Genomic DNA, 16,738 nt, shown 5'->3' with positions numbered 1-16,738 from the left:
CGAGAGCTACCCCTGTTGTTTTTTGCAGGCTATGAATCAGCGCTTGTCCTTGCGCTTCTTCTCGGCCTTCTTGTGGTGACTCATCAGGCGACGCTTCTTGTTCACCTGGCGATCGGTCAGGGTGTTCTTGTTGCCTTCATAGGGGTTCTCGCCGCCCTTGTACTCGATGCGGATCGGCGTACCGACCAGCTTGAGCACGCGACGGTAGGTGTTCTCCAGGTAGCGGGAATAGGCACGCGGCACAGCGTCGACCTGGTTACCGTGGATCACGATCAGCGGCGGGTTGGCGCCACCGAGGTGGGCGTAACGCAGCTTGATGCGGCGACCGTTGACCAGCGGCGGCTGGTGTTCCTGCACGGCGTCTTCGAGAATCTGCGTCAGGCGGCTGGTCGGCCAGCGGGTGATCGCCGACTTGAACGAGGCCTGCACCGACTTGTACAGATGGCCAACGCCAGTGCCGTGCAAGGCGGAGATGAAGTGGATATCGGCGAAGTCGACGAAGAACAGCCGGCGCTGCAGTTCGGTCTTCACGTAATCGCGCTCGCTGGGCTCCATGCCATCCCACTTGTTGAGCGCGATGACCAGCGCACGGCCACTCTCGAGCACGAAGCCGAGCAGGTTGAGGTCGTGGTCGACCACTCCTTCGCGGGCGTCCATGACGAACACCACCACGTTGGAATCCTGAATGGCCTGCAGCGTCTTGACCACCGAGAACTTTTCCACCGCCTCGAAGATCTTGCCGCGGCGACGCACGCCGGCGGTGTCGATCAGCGTGTACTTCTCGTCGTCACGCTCGAACGGGATGTAGATGCTGTCGCGGGTGGTGCCGGCCTGATCGTAGACGATGACCCGGTCTTCGCCGAGCATACGGTTGACCAGGGTCGACTTGCCGACGTTGGGGCGGCCGATGATGGCCAGCTTGATGCCGTCCTTCTCGCTCGGGCCGGGAATCCGTTTGGCTTCCTCGCCCTCGGCGACCTCTTCGGCCTCCTCGCCTTCTTCCGGCTCACCGGCATCCTTGGGGAAACTGCCCAGGGCCGCTTCGAGCATCTGGGTGATGCCACGGCCGTGGGCACCGGCGATCGGCAGGGCTTCGCCCATGCCCAGCGGCGAGAACTCGGCGCGGGCCAGGTCCGGGTCGAGGTTATCGACCTTGTTGACCACCAGGAAGCTGCGCTTGTTGCGCTTGCGCAGGTGCTCGCCAATCATCTGGTCGGAGGCAGACAATCCGGCACGGGCATCGACCAGGAACAGCACGGCGTCGGCTTCCTCGATGGCCTGCAGGGACTGCTCGGCCATCTTGGCGTCGATGCCTTCCTCGTCACCGGAGATACCGCCAGTGTCGATCACGATGTAGGTGCGCCCCTGCCACTTGGCCTCGCCGTACTGGCGGTCGCGGGTCAGACCCGAAAGGTCCCCGACGATCGCGTCGCGGGTGCGGGTCAGGCGGTTGAACAAGGTGGATTTGCCGACGTTCGGCCGGCCCACCAGGGCAATTACGGGAACCATTCGGCTCTCCACTTCGTTATTTCAAAAAATACAAAAGCCGCTGCACAGGCAGCGGCCGCAAATCTCGCACTATCTGCCCCGCTCGCCCGATGCTATCGGGCGAACAGAGCCGGGGCTCACTTGATGGTCAGGGCCACCAGTTTGCCGCCGTTGCCGAAGGCATACAGCCAGTCGCCTACCACCAGCGGACGGGCACGCAGGCCGTCGCTGTCGATACGGGTACGGCCGACGAAGCGACCGTCTACCTGGCTGACCAGGTGCAGGTAGCCTTCGAAATCACCGAACGCGACGTAGCTGGAGAACACCGCCGGCGAGGACAGCTGGCGACGTGCCAGAGCATCGTTGGTCCACAGCGCCGAGGCGGAGCGCTCGTCGATGCTTTCCACGGTGCCGTTGGCCAAGGTCACGTAGACGTTACCGAAGCCCTGGGCCACGCCCATGGAGCTGGAGGCTTCGCGCTGCCAGATCACCCGGCCGCTCTGCAGATCCAGCGCCGCAACGCGGCCCTGGTAGCTGACCACGTACAACTGGCCGCCGGAAAGCAGCAAGCCGCCGTCGATATCGACGATACGATCGAGCTCGGAGCGACCTTGCGGGATGGCCACACGCTGTTCCCATACCGGGATGCCACGCTGCGCATCCAGAGCAATCACCTTGCCGCTGGACAGGCCGGCGATGGCCAACTGGTTGGTCAGCAGCGGGCTGCCGGTGCCGCGCAGGGTCAGTACCGCCGGGGTGTTCTCGAAGATCCAGCGCTGCTGGCCGCTGTAGGCGTCCAGCGCAACCAGGGTGTCGTCCTGGGTCTGCACCAGCACGGTGTCGCTGCTGATGGCCGGGGCGGAGAGCACTTCGCTCGGCACGCGGGCGCGCCATTTCTCTTCACCGTTGGACGAATCCAGGGCGATCACCTCACCCTTGAGGGTGCCGACCACGACCATGCCATAGCTAGCCGCCACGGCGCCGGAAACCGGAACTTCCAGCTTCTTCTTCCAGGCGACCTTGCCGGTCATGCGGTCCATGGCCACGACCAGGCCTTCGACGTCGGCGGCGAAGATCTGCTCGCCATCGACTACCGGCTCGAGCATGTTGTAGATGTCGCCCTGACCGTCACCGATCGAGCGGCTCCACTCTTTCTGCAGCTTCACTTCCTCGGTGAACTTGGGAAGCTCGGCAGGCGGCAGTTCTTTCTTGCTGTTGCTGCTGCAACCTACGGCCAGAACGGCCAGGGCCAGCATTGCGGCATTCTTCCAACGCATCACGTCATGCATCCCCTTTGGCCAGGTCGTCGATCTTCATCTGCAGACCACCGACGGCAGCTTCTTCGGCCAGCGCACCCTTGGCTTTCACATAGGCGACATGGGCGTCGTCGGTACGGCCCAGTTTCACCAGCAGGTCGCCCTTGAGTTCTTCACGGCTGGCCACAAACGCCTGGTCGGCGTCGCCGTCGAGCAGCTTGAGCGCTTCGTCGGCCTTGTCCTGGGCGGCCAACACGCGAGCCAGACGCTGACGGGCGAGCTCGCCCAGGGTGTCGTTGGCGGGCTTGTCGACCACGCTGCGCAGCTCGGCTGCCGCGTCGTCCAGCTTGCCGGACTCGACCGCAACCTTGGCTACGAACAGGCTGCCATACTGAGCGTACTGGGTGCCGCCGAAGTCTTTCTTCAGCTCACCGGCAAGCGAGGCCACCTTGGCGGCGTCTGGCTGACCGCTCGGGGTCATGGCCGACTCCAGCAGTTGCTGATAGATAATCGACGCGCCCTGCGCCTGGTTGGTCTGGTACTTCTGCCAGCCCTGCCAGCCGAATACCGCGATCAGCGCCAGGGCGCCGCCCGCCAGCAGTGGCTTGCCGTTACGATCCCACCAGTCTTTCAGGCCGGCCAGTTCATCATCATCGCTGTTCAACGCCACCCCAATACTCCTTAATCGCTAAATCGCTCAAGCCTGCTGGGTGCAGGATGCCAGATGGTCGGCAAGATCCGACCAGGCAATGCTTTGTTGTTCGCTGTCGCCGCGCAAAGGTTTGCAACCTACCACGCGCTTGGCCAGTTCGTCCTCACCGAGGATCAGAGCATACAGGGCTCCGCTCTTGTCGGCCTTCTTGAACTGGCTCTTGAAGCTGCCACCGCCGGCATTGACCAGCAGACGCAGCCCCGGAACCTGGTTACGAATGTCTTCGGCCAGGGCCAGGGCTGCCAGCTCAGCCGCTTCGCCGAACGCGCAGATAAAGGCATCGGCCGGACGGCTCAGTTCGGCGGGCACGCATTCCAGCGTTTCAAGCAGCAGCACCAGGCGCTCGACGCCCATGGCGAAGCCCACACCCGGGGTCGGCTTGCCGCCGAACTGGGTGATCAGGCCATCGTAGCGGCCACCGGCACATACGGTGCCCTGGGAACCGAGTTTGTCAGTCACCCACTCGAATACGGTGCGGCCGTAGTAATCCAGGCCACGCACCAGCTTCGGATTGATTTCGTATTTGATGCCGACGGCATCCAGACGCGCCTTGAGGCCCTCGAAGTGAGCGCGGGACTCGTCGTCCAGATAGTCGTGCAGGGTCGGGGCATCGGCAAGCAGCGCCTGGGTCTGGGCATTCTTGCTGTCGAGGATGCGCAGCGGGTTGGTAGTCAGGCGGCGCTGGCTGTCTTCGTCGAGCTGATCGAAGCGCTCGCGAAGATAGGCCACCAGCGCATCGCGATACACACCGCGGGCTTCGCTCGAACCCAGGCTGTTGAGCTGCAGGGTCACCGCATCGGCCAGGCCGAGCTGCTTCCACAGCCGCCAGGTCAGGGTGATCAGCTCGGCGTCAATGTCCGGCCCGGGCAGGTTGAACACTTCCACACCGATCTGGTGGAACTGGCGATAACGGCCCTTCTGCGGCTTCTCGTAGCGGAACATCGGGCCCGCGTACCACAGCTTCTGCACCTGGCCGCCGCCGGTCAGGCCATGTTCGAGCACGGCGCGCACGCAGCCTGCGGTGCCTTCGGGGCGTAGAGTCAGGGATTCGTTGTTGCGGTCGAGGAAGGTATACATCTCCTTGTCGACCACATCGGTGCCCTCGCCGATGCCACGGGCGAACAGGTCGGTGAACTCAAGGATCGGCAGACGGATTTCCTGATAGCCATAGCTATCCAGCAAGGTCGCCAACGTGCTTTCCAGATAGCGCCAGGCCGGGGTCTGCTGCGGCAGGATATCGTTCATGCCACGAATGGCTTGCAGGGACTTGCTCACTTGTTTTCCTTAAGCACGGATCAGCCGCGCACGATCACAGCCGCATCGGCTGCGGCCTTCTCGGCCGCCTTTTCGCGGATCAGCTTTTCCAGCTCATCCACCAGGTTGGTATTGGTCAGTTTGGAAGCCGGCTTGCCGTCGATGTACACCAGATTGTTCGGCGTACCACCGGTCAGGCCGATATGCGCTTCCTTGGCTTCGCCTGGGCCGTTGACCACGCAGCCGATCACCGCCACATCCAGCGGCACCAGCAGGTCCTCGACCCGGGTTTCCAGCTCGTTCATGGTCTTGACCACATCGAAGTTCTGACGCGAGCAGCTCGGACAAGCGATGAAGTTGATGCCCCGCGAACGCAGGCGCAGCGACTTGAGGATATCGAAACCGACCTTGATCTCTTCCACCGGATCGGCGGCCAGGGAGATGCGGATGGTGTCGCCGATACCTTCGGCAAGCAGCATGCCCAGGCCCACTGAGGACTTCACGGTTCCGGAGCGCAGGCCGCCGGCTTCGGTGATGCCCAAGTGCAGGGGTTGTTCGATCTGCTTGGCTAACAGGCGATAGGCTTCGACGGCCATGAACACGTCGGAGGCCTTCACGCTGACCTTGAAGTCCGGGAAGTTCAATCGGTCGAGGTGCTCGACGTGGCGCAGCGCGGACTCAACCAGCGCTTCGGGCGTCGGCTCGCCGTACTTCTTCTGCAGGTCCTTCTCCAGGGAGCCGGCGTTGACGCCGATGCGAATCGGGATGCCCTTGTCGCGGGCAGCTTCGACCACCGCCTTGACGCGATCTTCGCGGCCGATGTTACCCGGATTGATACGCAGACAATCGACGCCCAGTTCGGCCACGCGCAGGGCGATCTGGTAATCGAAGTGAATGTCGGCCACCAACGGCAGGTTGACCTGCTGCTTGATGCGCCCGAAGGCTTCGGCGGCGTCCATGTCCGGCACCGAGACACGCACGATGTCGGCACCGGCCGCTTCGAGGCGACGGATCTGCTCGACGGTGGCGGCGACATCGTTGGTGTCGGTGTTGGTCATGCTCTGCACTGCAATCGGGGCATCGCCACCGACCGGCACCGAGCCCACCCAGATCTTGCGAGACAGACGACGTTTGATCGGCGATTCACCGTGCATATTACTGCCCACCTAACTTGATACGTGCGGTCTCGTTCGAGATATACGGCGTCACGTCCACGGCAGCGCCGTTGTAAGTCACCTGGGCGCCACGGGCAAAGCCCAGACGCAGTTCCATGGGGGCATGGCCACGAACATCGAGGCTGTCGCCACCGCGTTTCAGACCGCTGGCGATGACCTTGCCATTGGCGTCGGTTACCTGGATCCAGCAGTCAGCGGTAAATTTCAGGCTGATCAACCCTTCACCGGCAGCGACCGGCGCTTGCGGCTGAGCAGCGGCTGGCGGCTGAGCCGTGGTTGCAGCAGGTGCCTGAGCAGCCGGCGCGGCAGCATGGGATTCGGCAGGCGCCTGTTCAGCAGGTGCGGCTTGCTGCTGGGCGGGCGGATTCTGCTGCAGCAACTCGGTGGCGGTCGCCGGCGGTGTTTCGCTCGGCGCCTCTTCCTGGGCCTGCTCGGTCGGCACACCCGGCAGCGGCAGTTCGGTGCCCTGGCTCTGCGCCTCGGCAACGGCCTGATCTTCCGGCTCGTCGAGCTGATGAATCTGCGTGCTGCCGTCGGCGCCTTCGACCTCGACGTGGCCAAGGCCAACGTTCTTCAGGTCGTCGAGCTGCCAGCCTTGTTCCTGCCACCAGTAGAAACAGGCACTCCCCACGCCTAGCAGCAACAGGAAGCTGACCAGACGCAGGATGCTCTGCGAATAACGAGTCGGCTCCTCGATACGGCCCAACGCATGCACGCTGGCGCCGGTTGCGTTACTGCCGGTGAACTGGTCGAAGTCAGCCACCAGCGGCGCCTGCTCCAGCCCCAGTAATTTGGCGTAGGCGCGAATGTAACCACGAGAGAAGGTATTACCCGGCAGCTTCTCGAACTCGCCGGCCTCCAGTTGGCTCAGGCGCGTCGGGGTGAGGTTGAGCTGGGTGGCGACTTCGGCCACCGACCAGCCCCGGCTCTCGCGCGCTGCACGCAGGGCTTCTCCAGGATTGACGCGATGAGCTGCTGCAACTTCGGGTTGGGCCGCTTTCATCTTTGCTCCGACAGATATTGCTGATATTCCGGCGTACCGGGATAAAGACGTTTCAGCTGCAGGCCGAGGCTGGCAGCGCGGTCACGATCGTCGAAGATCGTCGCCAGGCGGGCGCCCAGCAGCAGGCTGCGGGCGTTCTGCTCGGAAATGGCGCTGAAACTTTCGTAATAGCTGCGCGCCGGCACGTACTCGCGATCTTCAAAGGACAAGTTGGCCATTTCCAGCAAGGCACGCGGCTGGCGACTGTTGAGACGCAACGAGCGCTCGAAATAGCCTTTGGCCTCTTGGCGCTGGTTGAGCATCATGGCAGTCATGCCCATGTTCTCGAAGACCCGAGCGCGCTCGGGATAGAGGCTATCCTCGGCGGCCAGGCTGTAACGCTCCATGGCTTCCTTGTAGCGTTTCTGCTCGAACAGGAAGCCGCCGTAATTGTTCAGCAGGCGCGCGTCCTTGGGATTCTTGGACAGCGACTTGCGAAAGTGCTCATCGGCCAGCTTGGGCTCCATTTCCCGCTGGAACACCAGGGCCAGCACCGCGTGGGCATCGGAGCCCGACGGGTCGATATCCAGCGCGTTCTTCAGCGGCACCTTGGCCGGCCCCGTCTCGCCCTGCTGCAGATACCCGATGCCCAGTTGCACGAACGAATCGTAGGCCTTCTTGCGCCCTTCAGAGGTTTTCATCGGGTCGACGTCACCGGTCGATACGCACGCAGTGAGCAGACTGACGCCGAACAGGAACAGCAGGGAACGCAGCACGGTCATGGAGATCCTCTCAGTTACGGCTGGCGGTGGGACGCGCCGCCTCGGCGTCGGCATTCAGCTGACGCACGGCAATGTAGCGTTCGCTACGACGGGTGCGGTCCATGACCTGGCCGACCAGTTGCCCGCAGGCCGCATCGATGTCTTCACCACGGGTGGTACGCACCGTGACGTTGTGCCCGGCCTTCTGCAGCAGCTCCTGGAAGCGGCGGATGGCATTGTTGCTCGGGCGCTCGTAACCCGAATGGGGGAACGGGTTGAAGGGAATCAGGTTGATCTTGCAGGGTACGTCGGCCAGCAGCGCGACCATCTGCTCGGCGTGCTCGAGTTTATCGTTCACATCTTTGAGCAGGGTGTATTCGATTGTCAGCACACGTTTCTCGCCAAGGCGGGAAATGTAGCGCTTGCAGGCAGCCAACAGCATGTCCAGCGGGTACTTCTTGTTGATCGGTACCAGCTGGCTGCGCAGCTCGTCATTGGGCGCGTGCAGCGACAACGCCAGGGACACGTCGATGACCTCGGCGAGCTTGTCGATCATCGGCACCACGCCGGAGGTCGACAGGGTGACCTTGCGCTTGGAGATGCCGTAGCCCAGGTCGTCCATCATGATTTTCATGGCGGAAACGACGTTGTCGAAGTTCAGCAGCGGCTCGCCCATGCCCATCATCACCACGTTGGTGATGGCGCGGTCGATCTTGGCCGGCACGCTACCGAAGGATTTATTGGCGATCCAAACCTGGCCGATAATCTCGGCACTGGTCAGGTCGCTGTTGAAACCTTGCTTGCCCGTGGAGCAGAAGCTGCAGTCCAGGGCACAGCCGGCTTGCGAGGAAACGCACAGGGTGCCACGCCCACCTTGGGGGATGTACACGGTTTCCACGCAGCTGCCCGACGCCACACGCACGACCCACTTGCGCGTGCCATCGGAAGAAATGTCTTCGCTGACCACTTCGGGCCCGCGAATGTAGGCAGCGGCCTCGAGCTTCTCGCGCAAGGCCTTGCCGACGTTGGTCATGGCGGCGAAATCGTCGACGCCGAAGTGGTGAATCCACTTCATGACCTGACCGGCACGAAAGCGCTTCTCCCCGAGGCTCTCGAAGAACTGCTCCATTTCCGGCTGGGTCAGGCCCAGCAGGTTGATTTTGCCATTCGTGTCGGTCATGACGTCACCTTCGCACGCTTCGCCTTAGCGAATGCGGGCGTTGATCTCGGTAGCGGAGAAGAAGTAAGCGATTTCGCGAGCAGCGGAAGCTTCCGAGTCGGAACCGTGAACGGCGTTCTCGTCGATGGAGACGGCAAAGTCAGCACGGATGGTACCGGCAGCCGCTTCTTTCGGGTTGGTAGCGCCCATCAGCTCGCGGTTCTTGGCGATGGCGTTCTCGCCTTCCAGAACCTGAACGATGACCGGACCGGAAGTCATGAAAGCAACCAGATCCTTGAAGAAGCCACGCTCGCTGTGCTCGGCGTAGAAGCCAGCAGCCTCGCGCTCGGAAAGTTGCAGCTGCTTGGAAGCAACGATGCGCAGGCCGGCTTCTTCGAAGCGAGTGGTGATCTTGCCGATAACGTTTTTAGCAACGGCATCCGGCTTGATGATGGAGAAAGTACGTTGAACAGCCATGTGAAACTCCAGAAACGGTGGATTAAAGCCAAAAATTAAACCCGCGAATTATACGCGGGTTCCAGTCAAAAGCATAAGAGCGATGCCCCAAGGTGGCATCTGCTCGGCATAAAAGAGGCGGATATCGTCCGGCCCTGACTTACTGCGCTTCTTCGATCCAGGCAGCCTGAATGGCTTCGAGGACCTTCTCGCCACCGCGCTGCGGGTCGTCGGAAAACTCCGGCAGCTCGACCACCCAGCGGTGCAGCTGGACGAAATTGACATAACGGGGATCGACGTCCGGCTTGCTGTCGGCGAGCTGGATGGCGATTTCGAGCACATCAACCCATTTCAGGCTCATGTCGTGGCTTCCTGATCAGTGCGGCGCTTCAGCGGCGTGGTTGAGCGAGTACTTGGGAATCTCGACGGTAATGTCCTGCTCACCGACGATCGCCTGGCAGGCCAGGCGCGACTGCGCTTCCAGCCCCCAGGCCTTGTCCAGATAATCCTCTTCGAGTTCGTCGGCTTCGTTCAGCGAGTCGAAGCCCTTGCGCACGATGCAGTGGCAAGTGGTGCAGGCACACACGCCACCACAGGCGCTTTCCATCTCGATATGGTGCTCGTGGGCCAACTCCAGAATCGACGTACCGGACGGCGCCTCGACCACCAGGCCCTCGGGGCAGAATTTCTCGTGGGGCAGAAAAGTTACCACGGGCATCGCTTATTCCTCGATCTCATTCAGGCTGCGCCCGGCCAGCGCGGCTTTTACCGTCGAATCCATACGCCGGGCGGCAAAGGCATCGGTCACCTGCGACAGACGCTTGGTCTGCTGCTCGATGGCCAGGCCATCGGTGCCCGTCAACAAATCACGCAATTCCTGCATCTGCAGCTCGATGACCATGCGCTCCTCGGCATCCAGCAAGCGCTCGCCATCGGCTTGCAGCGCGCCCTCGACCGCTTCGAGCAGACGCTGGGCGTCGACCTGCTGCTCACGCAATACGCGGGCGGCCTTGTCGCCACCGGCATGCTGGAAGGAATCCTGCAGCATGCGCGCGATCTCGCCATCGGTCAGCCCATAGGACGGCTTGACCTGGATGCTGGCTTCGACGCCCGAGGCGAGTTCGCGAGCACTGACACTGAGCAGGCCGTCGGCATCGACCTGGAAGGTCACGCGGATCTTCGCCGCTCCCGCCACCATCGGCGGAATGCCGCGCAGCTCGAAGCGCGCCAGGGAGCGGCAGTCGCTGACCAACTCGCGCTCGCCTTGCAGCACATGAATCATCATGGCGCTCTGGCCATCTTTGTAGGTGGTGAATTCCTGAGCGCGCGCCACCGGAATGGTGGTGTTGCGCGGAATCACCTTCTCCATCAGCCCGCCCATGGTTTCCAACCCCAGGGACAGCGGAATGACGTCGAGCAGCAGCAATTCTTCACCGTCGGCGCGGCGATTGCCGGCCAGGGCGTCGGCCTGGATCGCGGCGCCAATGGCGACCACCTGATCCGGGTCGATATCGGTCAGCGGCTGACGACCGAACAACTCGCCGACCGCCTCGCGTACACGCGGCACACGGGTCGAACCACCGACCATGACCACCGCACCGACGTCCTCGACCTCGATGCTGGCATCACGCACGGCGCGGCGACAGGCCTTCAGGCTGCGCGCCACCATCGGCTCGATCAGCGCCTGGAAATGGCTGCGGGACAACACGCCGCGCCATTGCCCATAACTCACCTCGACGCTGTCAGCCGCGGTCAGCGCTTCCTTGGCGGCGCAGGCCGCCTGAAGCAGGCTACGCTGGGCGCCGGGATCGATATCGGCGGAAAGGCCCGCCTGCTCGACGATCCAGCCGGCGATGGCGTGGTCGAAGTCGTCGCCGCCCAGGGCGCTGTCGCCGCCGGTCGCCAGCACTTCAAACACGCCGCCAGTCAGGCGCAGGATGGAAATATCGAAAGTGCCGCCGCCTAGGTCATAGATCGCCACCACGCCTTCGGCCTTCTGGTCGAGACCGTAGGCCACGGCAGCGGCAGTCGGCTCATTGAGCAGGCGTAGCACGCTCAGGCCGGCCAGACGTGCGGCATCCTTGGTGGCCTGGCGCTGAGAGTCGTCGAAGTAAGCGGGCACGGTGATGACCGCACCAACCAGATCGCCCCCCAGCGTCGCTTCGGCACGCTGACGCAGCACCTTGAGGATATCGGCGGACACTTCCACCGGGCTTTTCAGGCCCTGCACGGTGTCGATGAACGGCATGTGCGACTCGCCGGCGACGAAGCGGTAAGGCAGTTGCTCACCCAGTTGCTTCACATCGGCCAGGCCACGCCCCATCAGGCGCTTGACCGACAGGATGCTGTTGTACGGGTCGCTGGAAGCCTGGGCGCGCGCGGCTTCGCCGACTTCGACGCGATCGGCGTGATAGCGCACAGCCGACGGCAGGATCAGGCGACCCTCGGCATCGGCCAGCGGCTCGCTGACGCCGCTGCGCACGGCTGCGACCAAGGAATTGGTGGTGCCCAGATCGATCCCTACCGCCAGGCGACGCTGGTGGGGTTGGGGGCTCTGGCCGGGCTCAGCAATCTGCAATAAAGCCATAGGTAGTCGGTGCTTATCTGGGTATCAGGCACGGCCACGGCAGCCGCGCGAGCGTTAATCGTCGAGGCGCTCTTCCAGCTGGCGCACCTCGTGGGAAAGCTTGTCGAGAAACTGCATGCGGCGCATCAGGCGTTCGGCCTCTTCTCTGCGCGCATCGTCCTCCCAAACTTCGGCGAAGCGTTCGTTGAGTTCCTGCTGAGCGACTTTGAGGCGTCCCTTGAAAGCCGCCACGCCAGCCAGATCGGCTTCATCCTGCAGGTCTTCGAGCTCTTCACGCCACTGCATCTGCTGCAGCAGGAAGTCGGGATCCTGCACGGTGACTTCCAGCGGCAGCTCGGGCCCGCGCATCGCTAGCAGGTAACGCGCACGCTGCGAATCGCTCTTCAATGTGCGGTATGCCTCGTTGAGGCTCGCCGAGCGCTCGAGCGCCACGCGCTGCTCACGCTCGGAGGCATCGGCGAAACGGTCCGGGTGCACGCTGCGCGCCAGCTCGCGGTAGCGAGCGGCGAGCTGATCGAGATCCAGGCGAAAGCTGGGCTGCAGCTCGAACAGGGCGAAGTGACAGGGGCCGGCGTTCTTCATCAGACGTTGAAGCTTTCGCCGCAGCCGCACTCGCCACGCACGTTCGGATTGTTGAACTTGAAGCCTTCGTTCAACCCTTCCTTGACGAAATCGAGCTCGGTGCCGTCGAGGTAGACCAGGCTCTTGGGATCGATGATCACCTTGACGCCATGGCTCTCGAAGATCTGATCTTCGCTGGCGGTTTCGTCGACGAACTCCAGCACGTAGGCCAGGCCGGAACACCCGGTGGTACGAACCCCGAGACGGATGCCCTCACCCTTGCCACGACCGTCGAGCGAACGACGGATATGCTGGGCAGCGGCTTGAGTCATGCTGATGGCCATCGACCAACCTCCTTAGAGCAAACCTTTCTTCTGCTTGTAGTCGCGCACGGCCGCCTTGATGGCGTCCTCGGCGAGTACCGAGCAGTGGATCTTCACCGGCGGCAGCGCCAGTTCTTCGGCGAGCTGGGTGTTCTTGATGGTTTCCGCCTCGTCCAGCGTCTTGCCCTTCATCCACTCGGTGGCCAGGGAGCTGGAAGCGATGGCCGAACCGCAGCCATAGGTCTTGAACTTGGCATCTTCGATGACGCCCTGCTCGTTGACCTTGATCTGCAGACGCATCACGTCGCCGCAGGCCGGCGCGCCGACCATACCGGTGCCGACGTCAGGGTCTTCCGCGTTCATCTTGCCGACGTTGCGCGGGTTCTCGTAGTGGTCGATGACCTTTTCGCTGTAAGCCATTTTTCAATCCTCTCTCATCAGGCGCCGCTCACCGGCAGCTTTTAGTGTGCTGCCCATTCCACCTTGGAAATGTCGACACCTTCTTTGAACATATCCCAGAGCGGCGACAGTTCGCGCAGCTTGGTAACGGCCTCGCAGACCTTCTGTGCGGCGTAGTCGACTTCTTCTTCGGTGGTGAAGCGGCCAAAGGTGAAACGAATCGAGCTGTGCGCCAGTTCGTCGTTGCGGCCCAGGGCACGCAGGACGTAGGAAGGCTCCAGGGACGCCGAGGTACAAGCCGAACCGGACGATACCGCCAGGTCCTTGAGGGCCATGATCAGCGACTCGCCTTCGACGTAGTTGAAGCTCAGGTTCAGGTTATGCGGCACACGGGCAGTCATGCTGCCGTTGATGTACAGCTCTTCCAGGCTCTCGACCTGCTTGAAGAAGCGATCGCGCAGCGCCAGTACCTTGGCGTTCTCGGCGGCCATCTCTTCCTTGGCGATGCGGAAGGCTTCACCCATGCCGACGCACTGATGGGTCGCCAGGGTGCCGGAACGCATGCCGCGCTCGTGGCCGCCACCATGGGTCTGGGCTTCCAGACGGATACGCGGCTTGCGACGCACGTACAGCGCGCCGACACCTTTCGGGCCGTAGGTCTTGTGCGCCGAGAAGGACATCAGGTCGACCTTGAGCTTCTCCAGGTCGATCTCGACCTTGCCGGTCGATTGGGCGGCATCGACGTGGAAGAACACGCCACGAGCACGCAGCAGCTCGCCGATGGCGGCGATGTCGTTGACGGTGCCGATCTCGTTGTTGACGTGCATGATCGACACCAGCGTGGTGTCCTCGCGCAGCGCCGCCTCGACCATGGCCGGGGTGATCAAGCCATCTTCACCGGGCTCGATGTAGGTGACTTCGAAACCTTCACGCTCGAGCTGGCGCATGGTATCCAGCACCGCTTTGTGCTCGATCTTCGAGGTGATCAGGTGCTTGCCCTTGCTAGCGTAGAAGCTGGCGACCCCCTTGATGGCGAGGTTGTCGGACTCGGTGGCACCGGAGGTCCAGACGATTTCGCGCGGGTCGGCATTGACCAGCTCGGCGACCTGACGACGGGCGTTCTCGACCGCTTCCTCGGCCTTCCAGCCAAAGACGTGGGAGCGCGAAGCCGGGTTGCCGAAGTTGCCTTCATTGGTCAGGCATTCGATCATTTTCTGCGCGACACGCGGGTCGACCGGCGTTGTCGCGGAGTAATCCATGTAGATTGGCAATTTCATTTTCGGTATCTCCTAATCAGGTATCAGGCCGGCGCCTTGCGTGCTCAATCGACGGTGGACGCTTCAATCTTATCCAGATGCTGCGCCCTGCCGTTGCTGGCACAGCGACGTTGATCCTGACGCTGGGCGACTTCCTGCACTTCGCGGCGCGTGACCAGGTCGGCCAGGCTGATGCCGCTGAGAAACTCGTGAATCTGCTGACTCAGGTCGCACCACAGGTGGTGGGTCAGGCAAATGTCGCCGGAGTGGCAACCGCCCTGCCCCTGGCAGCGCGTGGCATCGACCGATTCGTTGACCGCGTCGATCACTTCAGCGACCTGGATGCCCTGCATGTTGCGCGACAGCTGATAACCACCGCCCGGCCCGCGTACGCTGGAAACCAGACTGCCGCGACGCAGTTTGGCGAACAGCTGCTCGAGATAGGAAAGGGAAATACCCTGACGCTCGGAGATATCGGCGAGGGATACCGGCCCATCCTGCGCATGCAGCGCCAGATCGAGCATGGCAGTCACGGCGTAGCGGCCTTTGGTAGTCAGTCGCATGAAGGGTTACCAAGGATTCACAATGTGGGGCGATTATCTGCTTTTCCGAGTATTTGAGTCAACTATAAGACCGACCAAATTACTCGGATTTAGCTCCGCCGCCCTTCAAAACTGGCGGCGGATCATAGCAAAGCCAGACCCGCCCCGCATCACGCAGCCGGCTTGTCGCCCTGATCCTTGCAGACGCCGGCGAAGTCCTCGTCACGCAATTGCGGCATATCCTTAGCACAGTAATCACTGCCCAGCTTGCCCAGTGCGCCGCAAATGCCTTCGAGGCGGTTGTCGACCGCATGCAGATGATCGAGCAATTGACCGATCGCACGCGCCACCGGATCGGGCATATCCTGACTGACACCGTAGGCATCGAAGCCCAGTTTGTCGGCGATGGCCTGGCGCTGCGCCTCGAGCCCGTCATCACCCTTGACGATGATCTTGGCCGGAATACCGACCGCGGTGGCACCCGCCGGCACCGCCTTGGTGACCACAGCATTGGAGCCGATCTTGGCGCCCGCTCCCACGGTGAACGGGCCGAGCACCTTGGCGCCGGCACCGACCACCACACCATCTTCGAGGGTCGGATGGCGCTTGCCCTTGTTCCAACTGGTACCGCCCAGGGTCACGCCTTGGTAGAGCGTCACGTCGTCACCGATCTCGGCGGTCTCACCGATGACAATGCCCATGCCGTGGTCGATGAAGAACCGCCGGCCGATCACTGCTCCCGGATGAATCTCGATGCCGGTCAGCCAGCGACTGAAATTCGACACGCCACGCGCCAGCCACTTCCAGCCGGAAGCCCAAAGCGCATGCGCGGCGCGATGCAGCCACACGGCGTGCAGCCCGGGATAGCAGGTAACCACCTCGAAGGCATTGCGCGCCGCCGGATCACGATGGAATACGCCCTGGATATCTTCCCGCATGCGCTCAAACATCAGTCTTTCCCCGTTTGTGGTGCTCACCGCGCGCCGCCTTGAGAGTCTCGGTCAGGATGCCGCGCAAGATATTCATTTCCAGCCGGGTCACCTCGGCGCGCCCGTACAGACGGCGCAGGCGACTCATCAAATGTCGAGGGCTGGCGGGATCGAGAAAGCCGATTTCCACCAGCGATTTTTCCAGATGCCCGTAAAAGGATTCCATCTCGTCTGCCGTCACCGGTAGATCACCCTCCTCGACAACCACTTCCTGGCGAGGCGCAACCGGCGCGTTTTCAAGAGCCAGGGCCGCCATGCGCACTTCGTAGGTCAGCACCTGCACGGCAGCCGCAAGATTCAGCGAGCTGAACGCCGGGTCGGAGGGAATATGCACGTGAAAATGACAGCGCTGCAGCTCTTCGTTGGTCAGGCCCGCATGCTCACGACCGAACACCAGCGCCACCTCACCGCCTTCAACCGACTTCTGCACCGCAGCCACGCCGCACTCGCGCGGATCGATCAATGGCCAGGGAATGCGGCGCTCCCGCGCACTAGTGCCGAAGGCCAGACTGCAACCGACCAGCGCATCTTCGAGACAGGACACCACCTGAGCAGAGTCGAAGATATCGGTAGCGCCAGAGGCACGTGCTACGGCTTCCTCACTGGGAAACTGGCGCGGATCGACCAGTACCAGCCGCGACAGCCCCATGTTTTTCATGGCCCTGGCCACCCCACCGATATTGCCGGGATGACTGGTATTGACCAGTACCACTCGAATGTTCTGCAGCAAGGTAGACGCCCGCATCGGATAAATGAGGTGACAAATCTTACAGAAGCACCCTCCTTTGTGTCATGCAGGACACCGACGGCACTTCATGCCACGGGCTTTTCTGCTAGA

Annotated in this window: 19 protein-coding genes; all 19 read right to left on the bottom strand. The window is 62.5% G+C overall.

Going from position 1 to position 16,738, the window contains the following annotated elements:
* Positions 1-36: 36 nt before the first annotated feature.
* The 19 genes from der to trmJ all read right to left on the bottom strand — a co-directional run bounded on the left by der (position 37) and on the right by trmJ (position 16,645).
* A complete protein-coding gene (gene der, locus FB481_RS02840; RefSeq protein ID WP_075963735.1) occupies positions 37-1,509 on the bottom strand; it encodes a ribosome biogenesis GTPase Der in 1,473 nt (490 codons plus the stop codon).
* 116 nt (positions 1,510-1,625) lie between these two features.
* Positions 1,626-2,777 carry an outer membrane protein assembly factor BamB gene (gene bamB / locus FB481_RS02835; protein WP_093503598.1) on the bottom strand — a complete coding sequence of 384 codons (1,152 nt, stop codon included), beginning with the start codon at positions 2,775-2,777 and terminating at the stop codon, positions 1,626-1,628.
* Positions 2,770-3,408 (bottom strand): tetratricopeptide repeat protein, encoded by a 639-nt coding sequence (locus FB481_RS02830; RefSeq protein WP_147175041.1) that lies wholly within the window; start codon positions 3,406-3,408, stop codon positions 2,770-2,772. The genes bamB and FB481_RS02830 overlap by 8 nt, the downstream gene beginning before the upstream one ends.
* A 33-nt stretch (positions 3,409-3,441) precedes the next feature.
* On the bottom strand, positions 3,442-4,731 hold the full coding sequence (gene hisS, locus FB481_RS02825) for a histidine--tRNA ligase (RefSeq protein ID WP_093503600.1): 1,290 nt from the start codon (positions 4,729-4,731) through the stop codon (positions 3,442-3,444).
* Between the two features lie 20 nt (positions 4,732-4,751).
* Positions 4,752-5,864 carry a flavodoxin-dependent (E)-4-hydroxy-3-methylbut-2-enyl-diphosphate synthase gene (gene ispG, locus FB481_RS02820; RefSeq protein WP_013792381.1) on the bottom strand — a complete coding sequence of 371 codons (1,113 nt, stop codon included), beginning with the start codon at positions 5,862-5,864 and terminating at the stop codon, positions 4,752-4,754.
* 1 nt (position 5,865) lies between these two features.
* The gene (locus FB481_RS02815; protein ID WP_147175006.1) at positions 5,866-6,888 is read right to left on the bottom strand and encodes a RodZ domain-containing protein; all 1,023 of its coding nucleotides are present in this window, start codon (positions 6,886-6,888) and stop codon (positions 5,866-5,868) included.
* Positions 6,885-7,649 (bottom strand): type IV pilus biogenesis/stability protein PilW, encoded by a 765-nt coding sequence (gene pilW / locus FB481_RS02810; RefSeq protein WP_147175005.1) that lies wholly within the window; start codon positions 7,647-7,649, stop codon positions 6,885-6,887. The genes FB481_RS02815 and pilW overlap by 4 nt, the downstream gene beginning before the upstream one ends.
* A gap of 10 nt (positions 7,650-7,659) precedes the next feature.
* Positions 7,660-8,808 carry a 23S rRNA (adenine(2503)-C(2))-methyltransferase RlmN gene (gene rlmN, locus FB481_RS02805; protein ID WP_147175004.1) on the bottom strand — a complete coding sequence of 383 codons (1,149 nt, stop codon included), beginning with the start codon at positions 8,806-8,808 and terminating at the stop codon, positions 7,660-7,662.
* A 24-nt stretch (positions 8,809-8,832) separates the two neighbouring features.
* A complete protein-coding gene (ndk, locus tag FB481_RS02800) occupies positions 8,833-9,264 on the bottom strand; it encodes a nucleoside-diphosphate kinase (protein ID WP_013792385.1) in 432 nt (143 codons plus the stop codon).
* 139 nt (positions 9,265-9,403) lie between these two features.
* Positions 9,404-9,604 carry a Fe-S cluster assembly protein IscX gene (gene iscX, locus FB481_RS02795; protein WP_013792386.1) on the bottom strand — a complete coding sequence of 67 codons (201 nt, stop codon included), beginning with the start codon at positions 9,602-9,604 and terminating at the stop codon, positions 9,404-9,406.
* Positions 9,605-9,619: 15 nt separating this feature from the next.
* Positions 9,620-9,961, bottom strand: coding sequence for an ISC system 2Fe-2S type ferredoxin (fdx, locus tag FB481_RS02790; RefSeq protein WP_070887881.1), 342 nt, complete (start codon positions 9,959-9,961; stop codon positions 9,620-9,622).
* Between the two features lie 3 nt (positions 9,962-9,964).
* The gene (gene hscA, locus FB481_RS02785; RefSeq protein ID WP_147175003.1) at positions 9,965-11,830 is read right to left on the bottom strand and encodes a Fe-S protein assembly chaperone HscA; all 1,866 of its coding nucleotides are present in this window, start codon (positions 11,828-11,830) and stop codon (positions 9,965-9,967) included.
* A gap of 54 nt (positions 11,831-11,884) precedes the next feature.
* Positions 11,885-12,412: a co-chaperone HscB gene (hscB, locus tag FB481_RS02780; RefSeq protein WP_013792389.1), complete on the bottom strand. Its 528-nt coding sequence runs from the start codon at positions 12,410-12,412 to the stop codon at positions 11,885-11,887.
* Positions 12,412-12,735, bottom strand: a complete 324-nt coding sequence (gene iscA, locus FB481_RS02775; protein WP_013792390.1) for an iron-sulfur cluster assembly protein IscA — start codon at positions 12,733-12,735, stop codon at positions 12,412-12,414. The genes hscB and iscA overlap by 1 nt, the downstream gene beginning before the upstream one ends.
* Positions 12,736-12,747: 12 nt before the next feature.
* Positions 12,748-13,134 carry a Fe-S cluster assembly scaffold IscU gene (gene iscU, locus FB481_RS02770; protein ID WP_002552476.1) on the bottom strand — a complete coding sequence of 129 codons (387 nt, stop codon included), beginning with the start codon at positions 13,132-13,134 and terminating at the stop codon, positions 12,748-12,750.
* A 41-nt stretch (positions 13,135-13,175) separates the two neighbouring features.
* Positions 13,176-14,390 (bottom strand): IscS subfamily cysteine desulfurase, encoded by a 1,215-nt coding sequence (locus FB481_RS02765; protein WP_147175002.1) that lies wholly within the window; start codon positions 14,388-14,390, stop codon positions 13,176-13,178.
* Between the two features lie 44 nt (positions 14,391-14,434).
* The gene (gene iscR, locus FB481_RS02760) at positions 14,435-14,932 is read right to left on the bottom strand and encodes a Fe-S cluster assembly transcriptional regulator IscR (RefSeq protein WP_013792392.1); all 498 of its coding nucleotides are present in this window, start codon (positions 14,930-14,932) and stop codon (positions 14,435-14,437) included.
* A 149-nt stretch (positions 14,933-15,081) separates the two neighbouring features.
* Complete coding sequence (cysE, locus tag FB481_RS02755) at positions 15,082-15,861, bottom strand: serine O-acetyltransferase (RefSeq protein ID WP_147175001.1); 780 nt, start codon at positions 15,859-15,861, stop codon at positions 15,082-15,084.
* Positions 15,854-16,645: a tRNA (cytosine(32)/uridine(32)-2'-O)-methyltransferase TrmJ gene (trmJ, locus tag FB481_RS02750; RefSeq protein ID WP_147175000.1), complete on the bottom strand. Its 792-nt coding sequence runs from the start codon at positions 16,643-16,645 to the stop codon at positions 15,854-15,856. Before trmJ ends, cysE begins: the two co-directional genes overlap by 8 nt.
* Positions 16,646-16,738: the final 93 nt, after the last annotated feature.

The organism is Pseudomonas sp. AG1028 (assembly GCF_007993955.1).
In the GTDB taxonomy this organism is placed as follows: Bacteria; Pseudomonadota; Gammaproteobacteria; order Pseudomonadales; family Pseudomonadaceae; genus Aquipseudomonas; species Aquipseudomonas straminea.
This window is presented reverse-complemented; position numbering and strand designations above follow the sequence as displayed.

Coding starts and splice junctions, on each gene's coding strand:
- der (WP_075963735.1), bottom strand. CDS start 1,509: ATGGTTCCCGTAATTGCCCTGGTGGGCCGGCCGAACGTCGGCAAATCC.
- bamB (WP_093503598.1), bottom strand. CDS start 2,777: ATGCATGACGTGATGCGTTGGAAGAATGCCGCAATGCTGGCCCTGGCC.
- ispG (WP_013792381.1), bottom strand. CDS start 5,864: ATGCACGGTGAATCGCCGATCAAACGTCGTCTGTCTCGCAAGATCTGG.
- FB481_RS02815 (WP_147175006.1), bottom strand. CDS start 6,888: ATGAAAGCGGCCCAACCCGAAGTTGCAGCAGCTCATCGCGTCAATCCT.
- pilW (WP_147175005.1), bottom strand. CDS start 7,649: ATGACCGTGCTGCGTTCCCTGCTGTTCCTGTTCGGCGTCAGTCTGCTC.
- rlmN (WP_147175004.1), bottom strand. CDS start 8,808: ATGACCGACACGAATGGCAAAATCAACCTGCTGGGCCTGACCCAGCCG.
- ndk (WP_013792385.1), bottom strand. CDS start 9,264: ATGGCTGTTCAACGTACTTTCTCCATCATCAAGCCGGATGCCGTTGCT.
- iscX (WP_013792386.1), bottom strand. CDS start 9,604: ATGAGCCTGAAATGGGTTGATGTGCTCGAAATCGCCATCCAGCTCGCC.
- fdx (WP_070887881.1), bottom strand. CDS start 9,961: ATGCCCGTGGTAACTTTTCTGCCCCACGAGAAATTCTGCCCCGAGGGC.
- hscA (WP_147175003.1), bottom strand. CDS start 11,830: ATGGCTTTATTGCAGATTGCTGAGCCCGGCCAGAGCCCCCAACCCCAC.
- hscB (WP_013792389.1), bottom strand. CDS start 12,412: ATGAAGAACGCCGGCCCCTGTCACTTCGCCCTGTTCGAGCTGCAGCCC.
- iscA (WP_013792390.1), bottom strand. CDS start 12,735: ATGGCCATCAGCATGACTCAAGCCGCTGCCCAGCATATCCGTCGTTCG.
- iscU (WP_002552476.1), bottom strand. CDS start 13,134: ATGGCTTACAGCGAAAAGGTCATCGACCACTACGAGAACCCGCGCAAC.
- FB481_RS02765 (WP_147175002.1), bottom strand. CDS start 14,390: ATGAAATTGCCAATCTACATGGATTACTCCGCGACAACGCCGGTCGAC.
- iscR (WP_013792392.1), bottom strand. CDS start 14,932: ATGCGACTGACTACCAAAGGCCGCTACGCCGTGACTGCCATGCTCGAT.
- cysE (WP_147175001.1), bottom strand. CDS start 15,861: ATGTTTGAGCGCATGCGGGAAGATATCCAGGGCGTATTCCATCGTGAT.
- trmJ (WP_147175000.1), bottom strand. CDS start 16,645: ATGCGGGCGTCTACCTTGCTGCAGAACATTCGAGTGGTACTGGTCAAT.